General features: G+C 63.9%; 20 protein-coding genes and 1 pseudogene. 10 read left to right on the top strand and 11 right to left on the bottom strand.

Annotated features, from left to right (window positions below):
* Nucleotides 1-121: 121 nt before the first annotated feature.
* Nucleotides 122-241: pseudogene (locus tag AB0366_RS19790) on the top strand (ectoine hydroxylase); the annotation flags it as partial.
* A 27-nt stretch (nt 242-268) separates the two neighbouring features.
* A complete protein-coding gene (locus tag AB0366_RS19785; protein ID WP_366245419.1) occupies nt 269-730 on the top strand; it encodes a GNAT family N-acetyltransferase in 462 nt (153 codons plus the stop codon).
* Between the two features lie 71 nt (nt 731-801).
* On the opposite strand, the gene AB0366_RS19780 is transcribed toward AB0366_RS19785, so the two are convergent.
* Both AB0366_RS19780 and AB0366_RS19775 read right to left on the bottom strand, forming a co-directional pair.
* Entirely contained in the window at nt 802-1,866 is a 1,065-nt protein-coding gene (locus tag AB0366_RS19780; RefSeq protein WP_366245418.1) for a hypothetical protein, read from the bottom strand.
* A 45-nt stretch (nt 1,867-1,911) separates the two neighbouring features.
* A complete protein-coding gene (locus AB0366_RS19775; RefSeq protein WP_366245417.1) occupies nt 1,912-2,388 on the bottom strand; it encodes a hypothetical protein in 477 nt (158 codons plus the stop codon).
* 118 nt (nt 2,389-2,506) lie between these two features.
* Here AB0366_RS19775 and AB0366_RS19770 point away from each other — a divergent pair, with 118 nt between their 5' ends.
* From AB0366_RS19770 to AB0366_RS19750, 5 genes are all read left to right on the top strand, one after another.
* On the top strand, nt 2,507-2,833 hold the full coding sequence (locus tag AB0366_RS19770; protein ID WP_366245416.1) for an antibiotic biosynthesis monooxygenase: 327 nt from the start codon (nt 2,507-2,509) through the stop codon (nt 2,831-2,833).
* 96 nt (nt 2,834-2,929) lie between these two features.
* A complete protein-coding gene (locus AB0366_RS19765; RefSeq protein ID WP_366245415.1) occupies nt 2,930-4,150 on the top strand; it encodes a lipase family protein in 1,221 nt (406 codons plus the stop codon).
* Between the two features lie 25 nt (nt 4,151-4,175).
* The gene (locus AB0366_RS19760; RefSeq protein ID WP_366245414.1) at nt 4,176-4,346 is read left to right on the top strand and encodes a hypothetical protein; all 171 of its coding nucleotides are present in this window, start codon (nt 4,176-4,178) and stop codon (nt 4,344-4,346) included.
* Nucleotides 4,347-4,429: 83 nt separating this feature from the next.
* Nucleotides 4,430-5,458, top strand: coding sequence for an LLM class flavin-dependent oxidoreductase (locus AB0366_RS19755; RefSeq protein WP_366245413.1), 1,029 nt, complete (start codon nt 4,430-4,432; stop codon nt 5,456-5,458).
* Nucleotides 5,459-5,572: 114 nt separating this feature from the next.
* Nucleotides 5,573-6,466, top strand: a complete 894-nt coding sequence (locus AB0366_RS19750) for a universal stress protein (protein WP_366245412.1) — start codon at nt 5,573-5,575, stop codon at nt 6,464-6,466.
* 9 nt (nt 6,467-6,475) lie between these two features.
* On the opposite strand, the gene AB0366_RS19745 is transcribed toward AB0366_RS19750, so the two are convergent.
* Together AB0366_RS19745 and AB0366_RS19740 are read right to left on the bottom strand one after the other, a co-directional pair.
* Nucleotides 6,476-7,183, bottom strand: a complete 708-nt coding sequence (locus tag AB0366_RS19745; RefSeq protein ID WP_366245411.1) for an enoyl-CoA hydratase-related protein — start codon at nt 7,181-7,183, stop codon at nt 6,476-6,478.
* Between the two features lie 59 nt (nt 7,184-7,242).
* A complete protein-coding gene (locus AB0366_RS19740; RefSeq protein WP_366245410.1) occupies nt 7,243-8,364 on the bottom strand; it encodes a hypothetical protein in 1,122 nt (373 codons plus the stop codon).
* A 117-nt stretch (nt 8,365-8,481) separates the two neighbouring features.
* Between AB0366_RS19740 and AB0366_RS19735 the strand changes: the two genes are divergently transcribed.
* Entirely contained in the window at nt 8,482-8,763 is a 282-nt protein-coding gene (locus AB0366_RS19735; RefSeq protein ID WP_121869412.1) for a Rho termination factor N-terminal domain-containing protein, read from the top strand.
* Between the two features lies 1 nt (nt 8,764).
* Here AB0366_RS19735 and AB0366_RS19730 read toward each other — a convergent pair whose 3' ends face one another.
* From AB0366_RS19730 to AB0366_RS19710, 5 genes are all read right to left on the bottom strand, one after another.
* Nucleotides 8,765-9,253, bottom strand: a complete 489-nt coding sequence (locus AB0366_RS19730; protein WP_366245409.1) for an SRPBCC domain-containing protein — start codon at nt 9,251-9,253, stop codon at nt 8,765-8,767.
* Nucleotides 9,254-9,260: 7 nt separating this feature from the next.
* On the bottom strand, nt 9,261-10,310 hold the full coding sequence (locus AB0366_RS19725; RefSeq protein WP_366245408.1) for a helix-turn-helix domain-containing protein: 1,050 nt from the start codon (nt 10,308-10,310) through the stop codon (nt 9,261-9,263).
* Between the two features lie 9 nt (nt 10,311-10,319).
* Nucleotides 10,320-11,291 (bottom strand): alpha/beta hydrolase, encoded by a 972-nt coding sequence (locus tag AB0366_RS19720; protein ID WP_366245407.1) that lies wholly within the window; start codon nt 11,289-11,291, stop codon nt 10,320-10,322.
* Between the two features lie 95 nt (nt 11,292-11,386).
* A complete protein-coding gene (locus AB0366_RS19715; protein ID WP_366245406.1) occupies nt 11,387-11,863 on the bottom strand; it encodes a hypothetical protein in 477 nt (158 codons plus the stop codon).
* 51 nt (nt 11,864-11,914) lie between these two features.
* Complete coding sequence (locus AB0366_RS19710; protein ID WP_366245405.1) at nt 11,915-13,603, bottom strand: nitroreductase family deazaflavin-dependent oxidoreductase; 1,689 nt, start codon at nt 13,601-13,603, stop codon at nt 11,915-11,917.
* 119 nt (nt 13,604-13,722) lie between these two features.
* Between AB0366_RS19710 and AB0366_RS19705 the strand changes: the two genes are divergently transcribed.
* Both AB0366_RS19705 and AB0366_RS19700 read left to right on the top strand, forming a co-directional pair.
* Nucleotides 13,723-14,310: a helix-turn-helix domain-containing protein gene (locus tag AB0366_RS19705; RefSeq protein WP_366245404.1), complete on the top strand. Its 588-nt coding sequence runs from the start codon at nt 13,723-13,725 to the stop codon at nt 14,308-14,310.
* Nucleotides 14,311-14,408: 98 nt separating this feature from the next.
* Nucleotides 14,409-16,028 carry an MFS transporter gene (locus tag AB0366_RS19700; RefSeq protein WP_366245466.1) on the top strand — a complete coding sequence of 540 codons (1,620 nt, stop codon included), beginning with the start codon at nt 14,409-14,411 and terminating at the stop codon, nt 16,026-16,028.
* Here AB0366_RS19700 and AB0366_RS19695 read toward each other — a convergent pair.
* Together AB0366_RS19695 and AB0366_RS19690 are read right to left on the bottom strand one after the other, a co-directional pair.
* The gene (locus AB0366_RS19695) at nt 16,021-16,917 is read right to left on the bottom strand and encodes an SDR family oxidoreductase (RefSeq protein WP_366245403.1); all 897 of its coding nucleotides are present in this window, start codon (nt 16,915-16,917) and stop codon (nt 16,021-16,023) included. The genes AB0366_RS19700 and AB0366_RS19695 overlap by 8 nt on opposite strands.
* A gap of 154 nt (nt 16,918-17,071) precedes the next feature.
* Nucleotides 17,072-17,434, bottom strand: coding sequence for an STAS domain-containing protein (locus tag AB0366_RS19690; protein ID WP_366245402.1), 363 nt, complete (start codon nt 17,432-17,434; stop codon nt 17,072-17,074).
* Nucleotides 17,435-17,465 lie beyond the last annotated feature (31 nt).

Genomic DNA, 17,465 nt, shown 5'->3' with positions numbered 1-17,465 from the left:
GGTTACAACATCATCGGCGGGACATGACGGATGTCATGTCCCGAACGATCTCGAACTGCTCGGGTACGCCGAAGCCGGATTCGTTCAGCTCGAAAGAGCGCTGAGCCCGGGTGACGTGGCGGGCAATATCTCGCCCATGCCGAGGGCGGACATTTTCGTCGTGTTCAACAGCGTCGAGAATTCTGTGGTCGAACCGTTTTCCGGCACCGAACCGCGGCCGGGGTTTCTCGCCGCGCGTTGAAGTCTGTCGGTGCGGGATACTCGCTTCATGGTGCTCGTCCGACCGAGAAATCCAGCCGACCTGCCGGGGTGTGTCGAGGCGCTGAGTGAGGTCCACGAGTCCGATGACTATCCTCATCGCTGGCCACAGGATCCGGCAGCGTGGTTGACGCCCGAGAACATGATGGCCGCGTGGGTTGCCGAGCATGACAATCACACCGTCGGACATGTCGTCCTCATCGACAAGCCCGGTGCACTGTGGGTGTCCCGTCTTTTCGTGCGACCGGGCCACAGGGGCTCGCTCGTCGGAGATTCATTGTTGCGACAGGCACGAACAGCAGGTGCGTCCATGCTCGACGTCATCGAGCACTCCAGCAAGGCAATCGAACTGTACGAACGCACCGGCTGGACTCTGGTCGACACGCGTCCGGCAGAGTGGACCATGTCAGACGGTCGTAGACCCGTCGAGCGAATCTACCGCGTGGATCCGCACTCGACCGAGCACTCCTGATCGGTTCCACCACGCCGATGATCGGCGTCGGCGTGTTGCCATCCTGATTATGGGACCGCATCCGGGGGCTCTCAGGTGAGTCGCCGGACCGCCGACATTCCCACCCCACCGACCACGAGACCGAATGCAAGCATGAGGCCGGTTTCGATGGCTTGGAATCTCCAGAAGTTGTCTTCGGTGTAGTAGCGGATGTCGAAGCGGTCGACGCCTTGGTCGCGTAGACAGTCGTCGAATCGTGCCGCACGGTCCAGGGTTTCGAGTCGAGTTCGCTCCGAACGTTCTTCGTCCGTCTCTCCGGGACGCGGATTCCAGTAGTCGTCCGGGTACGGCTGCGCGCAACGATCTATTCGAGGTCTGACTTCCGCGCCGCTGCTGTCGACGTACCCGGCGTCGACGACCCACGTTCCATCGGTTGTGTAGTACGGGTTCGGGGGATATTCCGACTCGCGATACAGGCCGCTGATCGGCTCGCTGTCGATGGCGGGCGACCCGTAGTGCTCACGCGCGATCCACGTGAACGCCACCGGAACGACGAACAGGAAGATGAAAAGGGTAGCGAGCATGGACGTGACTGCGCTGCGGAATATCAGTACCGAGGTGCTGCCGACGAGCAGCATCAGCAGCGTGTAGGCACCGAGAACGACGCCTGCTGTCTCGAAGTGAGGGAAATCGAAGAACGAGAAACTGACGGACTGTCCATACAGAGCGCTCGAGGAATCCCGAGACAGGCCGGTGGCCCAATGCAGTGCCAAGCCGAGACATGTCATGGCTGCCGAAATAGGCAGGAAGACAACGATGATGGGTGCGAGGTACCACTGGATTCGACTGGTGGACTGTGTCAGCGCAAATACATGTGCACGTGTGTCCATTTCACGGGCGAATGCGGGGACTCCCACGAACATCCCGAGCAGCAACGGTAGAAGCAACGCACCCAACGTCGACAAGGTCAGTGCGGTCTCCGGCCTGCACAGCCCGACGTCGTTCCATCGCGAACACATTCGCAGGAACGACCATGATATTTGCGGATGGCGTGGAACGTACAACCCAGCCGTCAACGTTGCGGTGATCAGGATCGCGATGGTGCTCAGTGAGATCAGCAGAGGTGTCCGGTTCAGTCGCCACGCGGACCACATCACGGCCGTAGCCGCGTATCCATGAACGTCGACTCCGACACGCGTGTGTCACGCAACGGTGAACCGCACCGTATTTGCCAGCGGATCGAGATATGTCGTGCTCACCGCGTTGGGTGCGACGGTCATCGAACCCCCACCCGATGTCATCGGAAAGGTGATTTCCCCGGTCAGTGGCGCGAAGGCCCGAGAAGCGAAGGGCAGCAGAATCAATCGTGAGCCGCTTCCCTGTCCGTTCTCTCCGACGGCAGACCAGTAGTTCACGAATATCGCGTTGTGACACTGACCGGTGAAGAAGGGCAGCCACGATACGGATACCGTCACCTGCCCCGGCCTGTCGTGTGGGGTGTGGACAGCACCGGTCAGCTGTCCACTGCAGGGTACCGAGAAGTTCTCTCCCAGTGAGTAAGCCACCGGGAGAGGCGTGAATTCCACGTGGTGCGCATGCGCCGGCGCCGGAATGCAGACGGTCGACGCGATGGCCGCGCCCGCGACGACCGCCGACCTCGTCAGAGCTCTCTTGATCATGATCGGCGACCCTACAGGCCGGACAATTCCGGCTCCCTGCACGCCATCTTCGAATGTCCGACCCATGCTGCATGATCGCCGGGAACCGCCTCTGATGGTCAGTCGAAAGGAAACACCCATGACTGCTGAAACCGCCGTTCCGCCCGGTGTCATCGTCGTCGTCTCGCACAAGACCTTTCCGAACCGACGCGACGCCGTCCGAGCCCTGTGGGAAAAGCACATGGGCCCGGCAGTTCTCGACAACGCCGGGCATCTTGCCTACTACTACGGTCTCGATGTCGACGATCCCGACGGAATCACAGCCTTCCAGCACTACCGGTCCGCCGAGGACGCACGCACATTTCTCCAGCATCCCGCCTATCGAGCGTACGAACGTGAAGTGGCACCGCTGCTGGCCGGCGCACCACAGGTCCGCAGCCTCGTCCCGACGTGGATCAAACAGTGAACGTAGCGGGAACGGCGATCCGTGCATGTGGACCGCTTTGCCTGTGGTGACGCTGGAATGCGGATTGGTGTTCAGGGCGGCATACTTGCTCGCGAGATGAGAGTCCTTATCGTCGCCCTCGCCCTGTTCGTCCTTGCGGGGTCCTGCATTCTGTCGGCCGCACCCGTCTCGTCGGCCCCCGATGGGGCAGATTTCTACTCCGATCCGGTTCCCGATCTGGAGGCCTACGAGCCCGGAACGATCGTGCGCCGAGAACCCCTGCCACAGTTCGATGTTCTGGGATCGCACACCGAGCGCATTCTGTACCGATCGGCCGATCCCCGTGATAGTGCGGTTTCGGTGTCGGGGCTTCTGATCACACCGACTCGTGCGTGGGCGGGGCCTGGGCCGCGGCCCGTGATCGCTTATGCGCCGGGCAGTTACGGGATTGCCGACCGCTGCTCGGGCTCGTCCGACCTGGGACTGGCAACCACGATGCCGGCGCTGCTGCCGCTACTTGCGCAGGGGTACCAAGTGGTAACGACGGACTACCAAGGCCTCGGAACTCCCGGCGAATACGAATTCCTGGGCCGGATCGCCAGTGCCCGTGCCGTTCTGGACTCGGCACGGGCCGCGGCGCAACGGACCGATGCCCCCGTGGCGCTCTACGGATACTCGGCGGGGGGCGTCGCCTCGGCGGCCGCTGCAGAGCTTGCCTCCACGTACGCTCCCGACCTGTCCGTGGTCGGTGCCTTCGTCGGTGCGGCACCGACCGATCCCGTGCTGCGAGTCGACGGCCAGGACGGCTCCGAGTCCGCCGCGACGATGCTCTACACGATCGACGGCCTGATCGGTGCGCACCCCGACCGGGCCGACGATATCCGCGCTCTGTTCAACGACCGCGGACGGGCAGTTCTCGATGCGGCACAGGATTTCTGCACGATCGACGCGCTCGAATACGGACCGCTGCGGTCCGAGGATCTGACGGTCGACGGCACGTCACTGGGCGCGCTCATGACGGGACCCGCACTGGGTCCGCTGACGGCAGCCAACACCGTCGGTTTCACCGCGCCCGCCGCGCCCGTGATGATCGTGCACGGTGTGCACGACGTCTCCGTCGAGATCGAACAGAGCCGACTCCTGGCTCACCGATGGCGCGTCGCCGGAGGTACCGACATCACCGTCCGTGAGTTCGACTTCGGAACCGAGCTCGTTCCCGCGTTCGACCACCCGGCCGCGAATGCCGCCGCCTACCCGGAGGCGATTGCGTGGATCGACGGACTCGTCGCGCGCCGGGCGGAAGTCTGCTCGACGGTCTGCGAGTTCGGCGAGCCATGATTCGACGGATCGGTACGGTGACGATATGGACGGTTTCGAGATCGGCGACGGTGTCACGACGGTTGATGGGCCTATGAAAGGTGTCTACGGAACCGTGGTCTGGTTCTACGAGGAGAAGCAGCAGTTGCTCGTTCGTTTCGGCGCGTCGCAGCAGATGTACTACGCGGCGAAGGAGTTGAAACGATGGGGAGACTAGACGCCTGCTCGGCCTCCCCTCGGAATAATTGAATCTTCATCGATGCTGATGGAGGCGACAATCCCGAATCGAAAGGCCCCACCATGCATCTGGGCGTAGACAGTTTCGTCTCTTCCGTGACCGATCCGACCGACGGCCGGGTGATCGCCCCCGAGGAGCGAATGGGTCACCTGCTGGAGGAGATCGCCCTCGCGGACCAGGTCGGGCTCTACTCGTTCGGCATCGGCGAGCATCACCGCAGCGAGTACTACGACTCGGCTCCGTCGATCATTCTCGCCGCGGCCGCCGCGCGCACCGAGAACATCCGACTCGGCAGCGCAGTCAAGGTGCTCAGCGCAGACGACCCGGTTCGGGTGTTCCAAGAGTTCGCCACTCTCGACCTGATCTCCAAGGGCCGGATCGATCTGGTCGTGGGACGCGGATCCTTCACCGAGTCGTTCCCGCTGTTCGGCCTCGATCTGGCCGATTACGACTCGCTCTTTGCCGAGAAGCTCGACCTCCTGCTGCAGATCCGGGACAACGTCGAGGTGACCTGGTCCGGTCGGCACCGCCCGGCGCTGAACCGTCAGGGCATCTACCCACGTCCGCTGCAGGATCCGTTGCCGATCTGGGTCGGGGTCGGTGGAACGCCCGAATCCTTCGCTCGCGCAGGGCTTCTGGGGCTTCCACTGATGATCGCCATCATCGGCGGAGAGCCACGACAGTTCGCCCCGCTCGTCGATCTGTACCGTCGCGCCGGAGCGCAGGCGGGCCATCCGCCGGAGCAGCTGAAGGTGGGCCTGCACGTGTTCGGCTTCGTCGCCGAGACCACGACGGCCGCAGCGGACACCATTTACCCCGGCTGGAACGAGATGTTCACCAAGATCTCTCGCGAGCGTGGATTCGCCCGGCCCAGTCGGCAGCAGTTCGACGCCACCGCCGGTCCCAACGGCGCGTTCTTCATGGGAGATCCGAAGACGGTGGCCGACAAGATTCTGCGAGTGAGCGAACAACTGGGCGGCGTGGATCGACTGTCGTTGCAGATGACCAATCCGCGGCTGGCCCACAGCGACCTGCTGCGCGGCATCGAGCTACTCGGCACCGAAGTTGCACCCCTGGTTGCTCGGGCGTAGTCGCTCCGACCCGAAATACCCGTGACGCAGGTGGCCAAATGCCCTAGTGGCGCGTCGATGCAGCAGCGATCGTAGGAGACGACGTAGAAACAGTCTTCGGCCAACGGAGGAACGATGGACCACACGATCGCGGCAACCACATTCGACGGACCGCTCGCGGTCGTGGTCGACGGCTCGCCCACGGACAAGGGGGTGGCCGAATGGGCGGCGCATTTCGCTGGGGCGGCATCGACATCGGTGCACCTCGTCCACGGTGCACTCAAGGACGAGTGGAGTGCGGCGGTCGCCGCCGAGCTGAACACCACCGACTTTCCGACGCGGCTGCGGCAGGAGAGTGAAGGCGTACTCGCCCGCGCCGTCGACGTAGTGCACGGAGTCGACCCCCAGGTGACGGTCAAATCGGAGGTATCCGAGCTGTCGGCAGCACGTATGGCGAAGGCACTCTCCGCTGATGCGGCGATGCTCGTCGTGGGCGCGTGCGAGTCGGGTCCATTGCGCGACATCGTCTTCGGGTACTCGACGACGGCAATCGTCAACGCCGCGACCTGCCCGGTGTTGGTATGGCACGAACGTGGCGATTCCGGATCCGAGCCGGGGCCGGTAGCGGTGGGCGTCGATGGATCCGAGCCGTCGAAGCGCGCACTGTCGGCGGCATTCGAGCTGGCGAGCATCCTGGGTGCAGAGCTGCTCGCCGTCCACGTGGGTGCCGTGCACGAAACCGATCAACTCGACTACGGCACCTCGGTCGACTGGCAGCACCTTCGTGAGGCAGAGCGAAAGTGGTTGCAGGCCAACGTCGATACCTACCGGGACAAGTATCCGTCGGTGCCGGTTCGGGCAGTGTCCGTCGGTGCTTCGGCGGCACACGAACTTCGGTCGATCTCCGCTACTTCCCAGGTGTTGGTAGTGGGCAGCCGCGGCCGAAATCGTTTCACAGCAGCAATACTGGGATCGGTGAGCCAGAACTTGGTGCATCACGCCGAATGCCCCGTTCTGGTGGTGCACTGACGGCGTCGCCTAGTTCGAGACCCATTCCATTTCGTCGACGCCTGCGACAGGCGTCAGCAAGGAGCGGATCTCACCGGCGTACATGGTGCGTTTGATCTCGCCCAGAACTTCGCCACGGGTGCCGGCCAATTCGGCTGCGCGGGCGATGGCGTCGTCGCGCACACGCTCCTGCGTCGAGACCGCGTCGACCAGGCCGAGTGCCATGGCGTCGCCACCGCCGTAGCGGCGGCCGGTCGTCAGCGCCTCGTGAAACGCATGTGGGGCCAACCTCGCTCGCACCATGTCGACGGTTCCCGGGCTGTAGGTCGCGCCGATGTTGACGCCGGGGAAGCACAGGAAGCCACGATCGGACCGCATGATGCGGTGGTCGTGAGCCATCACGAAGAATGCGGCACCGCCGTAGGTGTGTCCCTGCATGGCGGCGACGGTCTGCATCGGGAACGTCAGGAAGCGCACCAGCATCTCCTGCACCGAGCCGATGAACCGGTTGATCTGGTCGAGGTTGTCGGCACCCCATGACAGATCGACGCCGGTGGAGAAGTACTTGCCCGTCGCAGTCGTCACCAGCGCAGCCGGGCCGGAGGACGACTCCACCTCGCCGAGCAGTGCATTGATCTCGGCAACCCAGTTCGGGCCCATGCGGTTTTCGCTGTCGTCGACGCCCCGAGTTCCGAGGTTCAGCACGAACACGTCTGCAACGCGATCCAGATATGGCATATCCCGAACGTACCCAGTTTTCCTTGTTCTAGCTCACAACGCGGAGGGATCGAGGGGCCTCACGACGACGACGTGGTCGCCGACTGTCGACGAATCAACTCGCGGTGGCCGTAGGTGGCATCGAGTATGTCCTCGCGATCCGCGACCGACGACCCGACTGCACCGGCAACGGTACCGAGCGATGCGGCAAGCCAGGCGAGGGAGAAGTAGTCGCCGATCGACGAGGGCCGACCGATCTGCTCGGCCAGAAACTCCGGTGAAATCACCACAGCTGCCGAGGAGAGGACAACTGCGAACAGCAGCGCGTACATGCACAGTGCACCGGTGACAACCGTTCCCACGGTGGCTGCGTTGTACATCCAGCGATCGATCGTGGAGCGGCGGAACGTCCGCTTCTCCCACAGCCCGTTGGGAAAAATGACCCACACCGTCATGGCGAGCACTGCGGTGACCCCGATCATCGCCAATCTGCCCAGGCTCATCGACGCTGCCATCTGCCAGATACTGGCGTAGAACACGCCGAAGGCGGAGGCAGCACTGGCCGCGGCCAGCGCGCTCGACAGCGTCGGTACCAATCGCCACGGCCGATTGCACCGAATCATCCCCGACACCAACCTGATTCGGCCGAAGATGCTCGACGTCAGCAGCACCTCGTCACCCTCGCCGGAGTCACTGGACGCCCAGCGGGACTTGAAGTACCTCCTCGGAAGCCGAGAGGAATCGTCCGCTTCGATCAACTCGTGCAGTACGGCCAACGCAGCCGCTACAGCGCGTCGTCGGACCGCGAGGGTGCCGAAGGAGGGCACGTACAGCGCGCCGGTCGTTCCGTCCCGAGTCTCGGCGATCACCGGGCGGGAACCCTGGCGGCGAGGTACCTCCGAGACACACAACACGATGTCGTAACTGGCGTCTGCCTTCACAGATGCAAGCCACTGACCCAGCGGGGCCGCACCCGTCGCTGTGGGCGGGAGCGGAACCGATGCCCCTGATACGCGTATTTCGCGCCGCTTGCCGTCGATCATCGCGTGGTCGGGCAGCTTCGCGACGACGGCAGACGCGACCGTCGACGCGAAACCGTCGTCGCTGACCACTCCCACGGAGAGCGGTGTACCGGTAGCTTCGGCCGTGTCTTCGTCTGCGCGGGTGGCTCGGCTTTCCGACTGCCGTCGATCCAATTGCATCCCGTTCGCATACCCGATGGAACTCGATGCACACCACCGATCTGGGCTGCTGGGCATGATTCGTTGCCGTGCGGAGCGGGTAGCGCTTCGATGTCGATTCAGTGAAAGGAAGTTTCTATGCCGGCGAAGAAGACCACGACCGATGACCAGGCTCAGCTGAAGGACCAGGGGTTGTACGAGAAGCTCCGCGAGGAAGGCAACTCGAAGGAGAAGGCCGCCCGCATCTCGAACGCCGCAGCGAAGAAGGGGCGAGATCAGGTCGGTAGGAAGGGCGGAGAATCCGGATCCTACGAGGACTGGACGGTCGACGAACTGACCGACCGGGCCAGAGAACTGGGCCTCGAGGGCTACTCGACACTGAACAAGAAGGAGCTGATCGACGCTTTACGCAACCATTGATTCACTGCGGGCGGAGCGATAGGTAGTACTCCTGCTGCGACGGGTAGTAGTGATCGAAACTCGGCAGCGGGGTGCCGTCTCTGGATGCGATGAGCATGTCCAGGTAGTACTCCCAGCCGGGGCCGATGTCGCCCAGACCGTCCGTGCTCTCGCAGCTGTGCACGAGAACGACGACCGTCGAGCTTTCCCTCTCGTCGAGGCGAACCTCAAGCGGCCACTGCATCTCGTCGATCGTTCGAACGGCCAGCCGGCTGGGCGGCTCGCACGCTTCGATGGCCATGTCCGATGCGGGCTCACCCTCCTCGAAGCGCATCGTGACACGAACGGTGTTCTCCGAGATGCGCTCCCACGGCCCGAACCACAGTGCTGTTCGAGGCGATTCCGTGAGGCTCGCCCACACGTCCTCTCGCGAAGCGGCGATGGTCCTGGTCAACTCAAGGGCGAAGCCGGTGTCGGTGCTGCGCAGCGTGCCCGTGGGTGTCGGTTCCATCAAAGGATTATGCGACCCCTGTGTCGCTGCCGTCGAGCACCAACATCATTGCGGTTGCACGGGCACGGTGCTCGACGGAATCGACCGGGTACCCCACTGCCTCGGAGATCTTCGCGAGTCGGTGCGCAACGCTGCTGTGGTGCAGATGCGTGCGGTCTGCTGTCGCCCGCAGACTACTGGATCCCAGATACGCGCGGAGCGTACCGAGCAGTTCACGGCCGTGAACTGTGGCGCTCAGTTCCTTCGCGCGCACGAGGTCGGGAATGTCGCTGATTGCCAACGTACTTCCTCTGTCCAACAGGTTCAGGGCACCCAAACGATCGGCGATCGACACAGGTAGGTGCTCGCTGGCCTGTGCCAGGGCGAATCGAGCATTCCCGAGATGTCGGTGGAGATCGCCGGCGAGCAGCGCAAGCGAGACACCCAGACGGCAACGGCCCACCGTCGGTTCGGTCGGTTCGTCCGTCAGCAGGTACAGGACGTGGTCGTCGACCGTGATCGGCACCGACCGACCGGCCGTCGGCGGGGCAGTGGCCGACGGCGAGTCCGCAGCTGCCATGGCCACTCTCACCCGGTCTGTCGGTTCGATGTGCAATGCGGTCAACGAACTCAGCAAAGCGATGTCGTCCATCGGAAACAGCACTGCTCGGGTGTGTTCGGCCGCGGACGGAATGTGCCGGGGCACCAGAATGATGGCTGCGGTCAAGGCCATTCGATCGACGAGCATGTCGTCGAGAGCGAGCGCGGGACTTGCGCGCTCGATCCACACCGAACCCATCACGACGTCGTCGACGACGACTTCCTTGACTGCTGTCCGCTCACCCGCAGCCTGAGTCAACCAGCGGCCTTTCGGATCGCAGCGCGCATGCTGGCGATGTCCGCCGGACGTGCCGACGACGTCGATTCCGACAACGCAGTCGGCCAGAGCAGCGCTGGCGCGCAACATCGCCGAGGTATCCGCGCCGTGTCTGATCAGTGCATCGAAATAGTCGATCACGCGCACCAGGCCCGCGGAGTCGGCGTCGAGCTCCGCGAGCCGGTACATCAGTCCTTGCATGAAACGACGCTACGAGGCGGTGACACGAAGGCGCAAGCCCCTACGCAGGGCGTCCAACGCCTCTGCGTGTCCGCGTTTGCTCACCTCTGCCGTTGCCAGTAGCGCGGATCCGTGGAAAGTGCCGGGGAAGGAATGCAATTCGACGCTCACTCCGGCCTGGAGGAGTCGCACCGCATAGTCGATTCCCTCGTCGCGCAGGGGATCGAGCTCCATGGTCGAGACGTATGTCGGTGGTAGACCGGCCAGATCGGTCGCCCGAGCCGGAGCGGCGTAGATCGAGACATTCGGGTCGTCCGGGCCGCTGTACGAGTCGCCGAGGTAGTACTGCCACGACAGGATCGCGTTCGGTCGGTGCCACATCGGCGTGTCGACGAACTCGGTCATGGACACGGTGGCGAGGCGGTCGTCCAGTTCGGGGATCTCGAGCAGCTGGAACGCCACCGGCACGACGCCTTCGTCGCGTGCCCGCAGAACCGTTCCTGCCGCCAGGCCGCCACCGGCGCTCTGGCCGCCCACCGCGATTCTCTTCGGGTCGACTCCCAATTCATCCGCGTGCGAGTGGATGTACGTCAGCGCCGCATAGCAGTCGTCGAGCGGCCCGGGAAACGGCGTCTCGGGGGCGAGTCGGTATTCGACGTTCGCCACTGCGAATCCGAGTTCGCGGACGACATCGACACAGTAGGGATCGCTGGAAGCGGCTGTCCCGATGGCGAATCCACCGCCGTGGATCCACACCAGCACGGGCAACGGTCCGTCGGAGTGCTCCGGCTCGAAGAAGCGCACGGTGACGTCCGGTGCGCCGTTCGTTCCTGGGACGGTGATCTCTCGCAGCGAGACTCCCGCCATCGACAGGTCGGCGAGCATGACGTCGACAAGTGTGGTGAAGGTCGATCGTGCAGCGGGGAGGTCATCGAAATCGACATTCGGGAGCATCGCGACGGCAGCGGCGAGTTCGGGGTCGAGCGTGGGGAAGTTGGTCATGAACCCATAGTCGGCCACGTTTGTGTCCTGTGTCACGTGTCGCGTGGAGGAAGAACGGACGATGTAACCCGACGGGTGTCGGACGACATCTGCGATCAACTGCGGTCGTAGAGCTTCTCCACCAAGCCGAGGGTCCACAGCGCGGTCAGTGGACCTCCGTCGTTGGTGAACTTGTCCGTCCGGACGATGCGGTCGCTGCGCATGGCCGGCAATCCGGTCCAGAGCGGGTTGGCGTTCATCGCCTGCAGATCCTGTTCCGACGTGATTGCGGCAATCATCGCCACTGCGTCGGATGCAGCTGTGACGTTCTCCGGTCCGTATTCGATCTCCGGAGTGGCAGCGGTCCAGGCGGAGCCGACGCGGGCTCCCACATCCTCGAGCGCGATGGACGTCACCCGGTCACGTCCTATCGAGATCCCACCTTCCTCCGAAGTGCTGATCGGCAGGACTTCGGTATCGGCGATGGCATCGGCGTACTGCGTCGTGAGTTCGTCTACGCGAGTGGTGTATTCGTCGATGATTGCTCGGGCCTCGTCCTGCTGCCAGCTGACACCGGTGCCGGTGGAGCCCACCGGCAACACCGGCGCGATCGAACCAAACCCAAGTCGATCGTGAAGAACTGGTCAATCGTCGTACTCGACTCGCACCGACACCGGGTCGGTCTGCAACGCACGGAAGCCTGCGCCGATGAGGCGTCCGAGCACCGGATTGTTCGAGAAGGATCGCGCACGGACGGCGACGTCATCGTCGGGCACGAACGTCGCTGTGCCGGTGCGCCATCGGCTGCCTACACGAATTCGGATTCTGGGCTCGTCGGTGATGTTGGCTCCCCAGCCGGATCGGGTTCCGTGCTGGGAGATCAGCCAGGCTCCGGTGTCGTCGAACACTGCCGACACCGGTACCTGTCGGCGTAGGCCGGATTTGCGGCCGACGGTCTCGATATCGGTGACCAGGGAGGTTCGGACGCCGATCGAGGTGAGCCCGTTGACGACCGGATTCGCGATGTGTTTGCCGATCCAGCGCTCGCGGCGAAACTTCGTCACGGCAGCAGATGTGTCCACCCGAGCAGAGCTGCGGCGGTTGCGGAACGCGTCCCAGCCGTTGCGCTGCATCATCGTGGCCGCTGTCTTCCATGCCGGACGGCTCGAATTCGGTTGACGCCCAGCGCCGATGAGCTGCAACTGATCGGTGTGCCACTGCAGGTCGAGAGCGCCGTTGATCTGCTTGAAGGCGCTGGACTTCGACGGCACGCGCAGAGCAACCCGCGGCGATTCGACCCGATCCAGCGTGCCGTCGACCAGGGAGTTCGCCACGGCCGGGGTGAGGGCAGTCGGACGGCCGAGGCCGACCATGTCGCACTCACCCGATTGCACTGCCGCATTCATCACCGAGCGGGTACGGAAGCCGCCGGTGACCGCCAGCGGCACGGTTCCGGCCGCGTCGCGCACCGTCCGCGCGTACTCCAGGAAGTACGCCTCGCGATCGCGGGTGCTCGCGGTGCCCATCATTGCGGGTGATTCGTAACTGCCACCGCTGATTTCGATCAGATCTATGGATTCCCGAACCAGATGCTCGACGGTGATGCGTGATTCTTCCTCGCTGAACCCGCCGCGTTGGAAATCCGCCGAATTCAGTTTGATTCCTACTGCGAAACTCGGAGACACCGCTGACCTGATGGCACGGACGACTTCGAGTACGAATCGCATCCGTCCGTCGAGGTCGCCGCCCCAGGCGTCGTCGCGCCGATTGGACAGCGGCGACAGGAACTGCGACACCAGGTAGCCGTGCGCCCCGTGGATCTGGACGCCGTCGAAACCGGCCGTCTCGGCCACGGCCGCTGCGGTGGCGAATCGGTCGATGATGTCGTGAATATCGTTCTCGCTCAACGCCCGAGGTGCTGGAATCCCCGGGATGTTGGGAGCGATGGCGGACGGTGCAACGGGCTTGGTGCGGGTGACGAGCGGGTTGGCCTGTCGACCGGGATGATTGAGCTGCATCCAGATGGGGGCACCGCCGTCGGACGTCGCTTTCGCCCAACGGGCCAGCGCATCGCGGTCGCGATCGTCCTCGATGACGACATTGCCCGGTTCGCCGAGATGGGACCGGTCGACCATCACGTTGCCGGTCACCACCAGGCCGTAGCCGCCTGCGCCCCACTGGCGGTACAGCGTCTCGAGGCGGGAGTCCGGGCCGTGCTCGGCGGTGGACAGTCCTTCGCTGAGAGCTGCCTTCATGACGCGATTGGGCAGGATCTGCCCGCAGGCGAGAGTGAGCGGGCTGCTCAGGTCGATCACGTCGGTGGCAGGGGACATGGCGTTGCTCCGGTTCCGGGACTGCGGCTCCAGCTATGATGGACAACATAGCTACAGAGCGACTGTAGATGTAACGAGGCGTCACGTCAATCATTGTGGCGTCCACGGGAGGTGTTCGGATGGCGAATCGAAGCAGTGCTCGGGACGACATGCTGCGCAGTGCCGCGGATCTGTTTCGTCGACGTGGCGTGGACGCGACCTCGCTGGCCGACGTCATCGATCATGCGGGCGCGCCGCGCGGCTCGATCTATCACCACTTTCCCCGCGGCAAGCCGCAGTTGGTGGAAGAAGCGACGCGCACTGCGGGAGCCGCCATGGGCACGATGATCTCGGCCGGCCTGACCGCGGCGGGGCCCGCGGCCACCGTCCGGGCAATCATCGAGGGCTTTCGCAGCGAACTGCTGGCCACTGGCTTCGTAGCGGGGTGTCCGGTCGCTCCCGCTGCGCTCGAGGGGCTCAATGCTCCCGGTGCCGTGACGGCGGCGGGAGAGTCGTTCTCCTCTTGGGAGGACACGATCGCAGCGTCCCTGTGGCAGCGCGGTGTCGCCCGCGAGCGGGCTCACGCGTTGGCCACCTTTGCGATCGCGGCCATCGAAGGTGCGCTGATCATGTCCAAGGCGCAACGCTCGACTACGGCCCTGGATCGGACGGAGGGGGAGTTGTCGGCCCTGCTCGAGGCGGTCCTGGAGGCTTCGGCGGGCCGCTGACACCGACCTCGTGGAGGTACTCGATATTGCTATAACTGTAAGTAACAGCTAACTTCCTTTCAGGCACTATGCCGATCGTCATAGTCGAAGGGATTCTCATGTCGCTACCCACCACCTCCCGTCACTCGGTGGTCGTCCCGCAGATCCGTCGGCGATACCTCGCGCTGATCGTGATCTGCGCAGCCGAGCTGCTCGTCGTGTTGGACAACACCGTCGTCAACGTCGCACTGCCCTCGATGGGACTGCAGTTGCGTGCCGACATGAGCGGACTGCAGTGGGTGGTCGACGCCTACACGCTGACGTTCGCGGGATTGCTGTTGGCGTTCGGTCACCTCGGCGATCGCTACGGCCGCAAGAAGGTCATGATTTTCGGACTGGCGGGTATCGCGGCGATGTCGGTCGGCGGCGCTGTCGCCGCCGACCTGGGACAGGTGATCGCGGCTCGAGCGGCCATGGGAGTGTGTGCGGCCGCAGTGTTTCCGGCGACCCTTGCCCTGATCATCAACATCTTCACCGACGCCAAGGAGCGAGCGCTGGCCATCGCGGCCTGGACGGCCATGGCCGGGTTCGCCATCGCGATCGGCCCGACGGCCGGTGGATTCCTTCTCGAGCATTTCTCGTGGCACTCGGTGTTCTGGATCAACGTTCCTGTCGCCCTGCTCGTTCTGTTGGCCGCGCTGGCCTGCGTACCGGAGTCGAAGGCAGAGCACGTCGGCAAGTACGACCCCCTGGGCATCGCGCTGTCGTTGGCCGGCATCACAGTACTGGTCTGGGCGATCATCGAAGCGCCACACAACGGTTGGTTGTCTGCAACGAGCATCGGAGCCTACGCGGCAGGATCGGCAGCCATCGTCGCTTTCGTCTGGTGGGAATTGCGAACACCGTCTCCGGTACTGGACTTGAACCTGTTTCGAAACCGGCGATTCTCACTGCCCGCCTTGGCCATTGCCGTGGCGTACTTCAGTATGTTCGGATTCCTGTTCATGATCACCCAGTACTTCCAGGGTGTGATGGAGTTGACCCCACTGCAATTCGGCGTTCACTCGCTACCCTTCGCGATATCCATCGCGATCGGTGCGCCGCTGGCGACGATCATTGCGCAACGCATCGGAACCACGGCCGTGATCGTCTTCGGTTTGGTGGTGATGAGCATCGGCATGTTCATCGCAGGTCAGGTGAAGGTCGAAACGCCCTATCTGGGGCCGGTTCTCGTCTCGATGGTTCTGATGGGCCTCGGCCTGGCAATCGTGCAGGGCCCTGCCACCGAGTCGATCATGTCCTCGGTGACGCTCGACGAAGCAGGTGCGGGCTCCGCGGTGAACGACACCACTCGAGAGGTCGGCGGAACGCTGGGAGTTGCCGTGCTCGGATCGATCGTCGCATCGATCTACACCGCACAGGTGAGTCCGAAGATCGACGCGATACCCGACGCCATCATGGAGCCGTACCAAAAAGCGTTCGCTCGCGAAACCGTCGTCAGCGTCATCGAGATCGTGAAAGCGCCCACCAACCCGATCTTCGCGACGCAGAAGGCCGACCTGATTCACGCGATGAAAGCTGCTTGCCTGGAAGGCTTTCAGCTCGCGTCGTTCGTCACCGTCGGTGCCGCTATGGCCTGTGCGCTGGCCGTTGCGCTCTTCCTGCCGTGGCGACGACCCGAGGGAAACGGTGTGCTGCTCGCGTGGCGTGAACCCGAGAAGGTCGACGAAGTCAGTTGAAGGGCGTGCCGCCGGTGACCGCGATGGTCTCGCCGGTGATGTAGCTCGATTCGTTCGATGCCAGGAAGACATATGCCGGGGCCAGCTCTGCAGGTTGACCCGGCCGCCCCAACGGGACGGTCTCGCCGAACTTCTCGTACTTCTCCGCAGGCATCGTGGCCGGGATCAGTGGTGTCCAGATCGGGCCAGGCGCAACGGCATTGACGCGGATCCCACGTTCTGCGAGATCGCCGGCGAGGCCCTTGGTGAAGGCCACGATGCCGGCCTTGGTCGTGGCGTAATCCATCAATTCCGGAGAAGGATTCGACGCCTGAATCGAGGTGGTGTTGATGATCGTCGATCCTGCGTCCATGATTTCGGCGGCGCGCTTCGAGATCCAGAACAAGGCGTACAGGTTGGTCTTGAGTACCCGATCGAACTGCTCGGTGGTGATATCGGCGATCCCGCCCATCTGGGCCATCTGAAACGCGGCATTGTTGACGACGATGTCGAGCCCGCCGAGGACCTCGGAGGCGGTGTCGACCAGTTGCACGCACTGGGACTCGTCGGTGAGGTCGCAGGCGATGGCTCTACCGGCGCGCCCCGCTCCTTCGATGAGGTCGACCGTGGTCTGCGCGTCCGGACCTTCGGATTCGAGGTGTGCGATGACGACGTCGGCACCCTCGCGTGCGAATGCAAGTGCAACAGCACGGCCGATGCCCGAGTCGCCGCCGGTGATCAGTGCTTTGCGGCCGTGCAGTCGATCCGATCCACGGTAGGAATTCTCGCCGTGATCGGGAGTGGAGACCATGTCGCGGGTCAGTCCAGGGTGCTCGAGGCGACCCTGCTCGGCCCGGTCGGGCATCGGAAATGCGGTGGTCGGGTCGGATTTGCTGAACTGGTCGGACATTGTCGATCCTTGCCTCGGTGTGCGTGAAATGCTCCACGCGGCAAGTCGTACGAGCCGCTTCGGTTCAGTGGAGACGACTCACGGCAGACGTGCCGTCCGGAGTCGCTGTCCTACTGGGGTTTGCCGAATCGGACGGACCGCAAACCTCCACCGATCATGCAGCGCGTGGATCCGCCCCGACGGTCGCCGCGCCCAATGCGTCGAGAACGATGCGCGCCGGCCGCGTCGGAGCGAAGACCTCGAGCCGGCCTGCACTGCGAGAGGCAGCGTCGAGGATCACGCATGCCGACCCGGAGTACATGAAGGTGACCGCTGACAAGTCCAGCAGCACAACCGTTTCGCTGCGCAGGGCCGCGTCGAGCGCCTGTGCCAGATCGGTACGAGCCCTCAGGTCGAGATCGCCCGTCGCGCGGACGACGGTCAGGCGGGGAGAGTACAGCTCGGTGCCGATGGAGTAATTAGCGTTGCCGCGCTGGACGGATGCGAGGCGAGAATCGGAGTGGTCGGTGACAGTCACGGTGCGAACCTCTCAGTTCGGATGGCCTAGC

The organism is Rhodococcus sp. NPDC076796 (genome assembly GCF_040702765.1).
GTDB lineage: Bacteria > Actinomycetota > Actinomycetes > Mycobacteriales > Mycobacteriaceae > Rhodococcoides.
The sequence above is the reverse complement of the archived record's forward strand: the minus strand, read 5'-3'. Positions and strand labels throughout refer to the sequence as shown.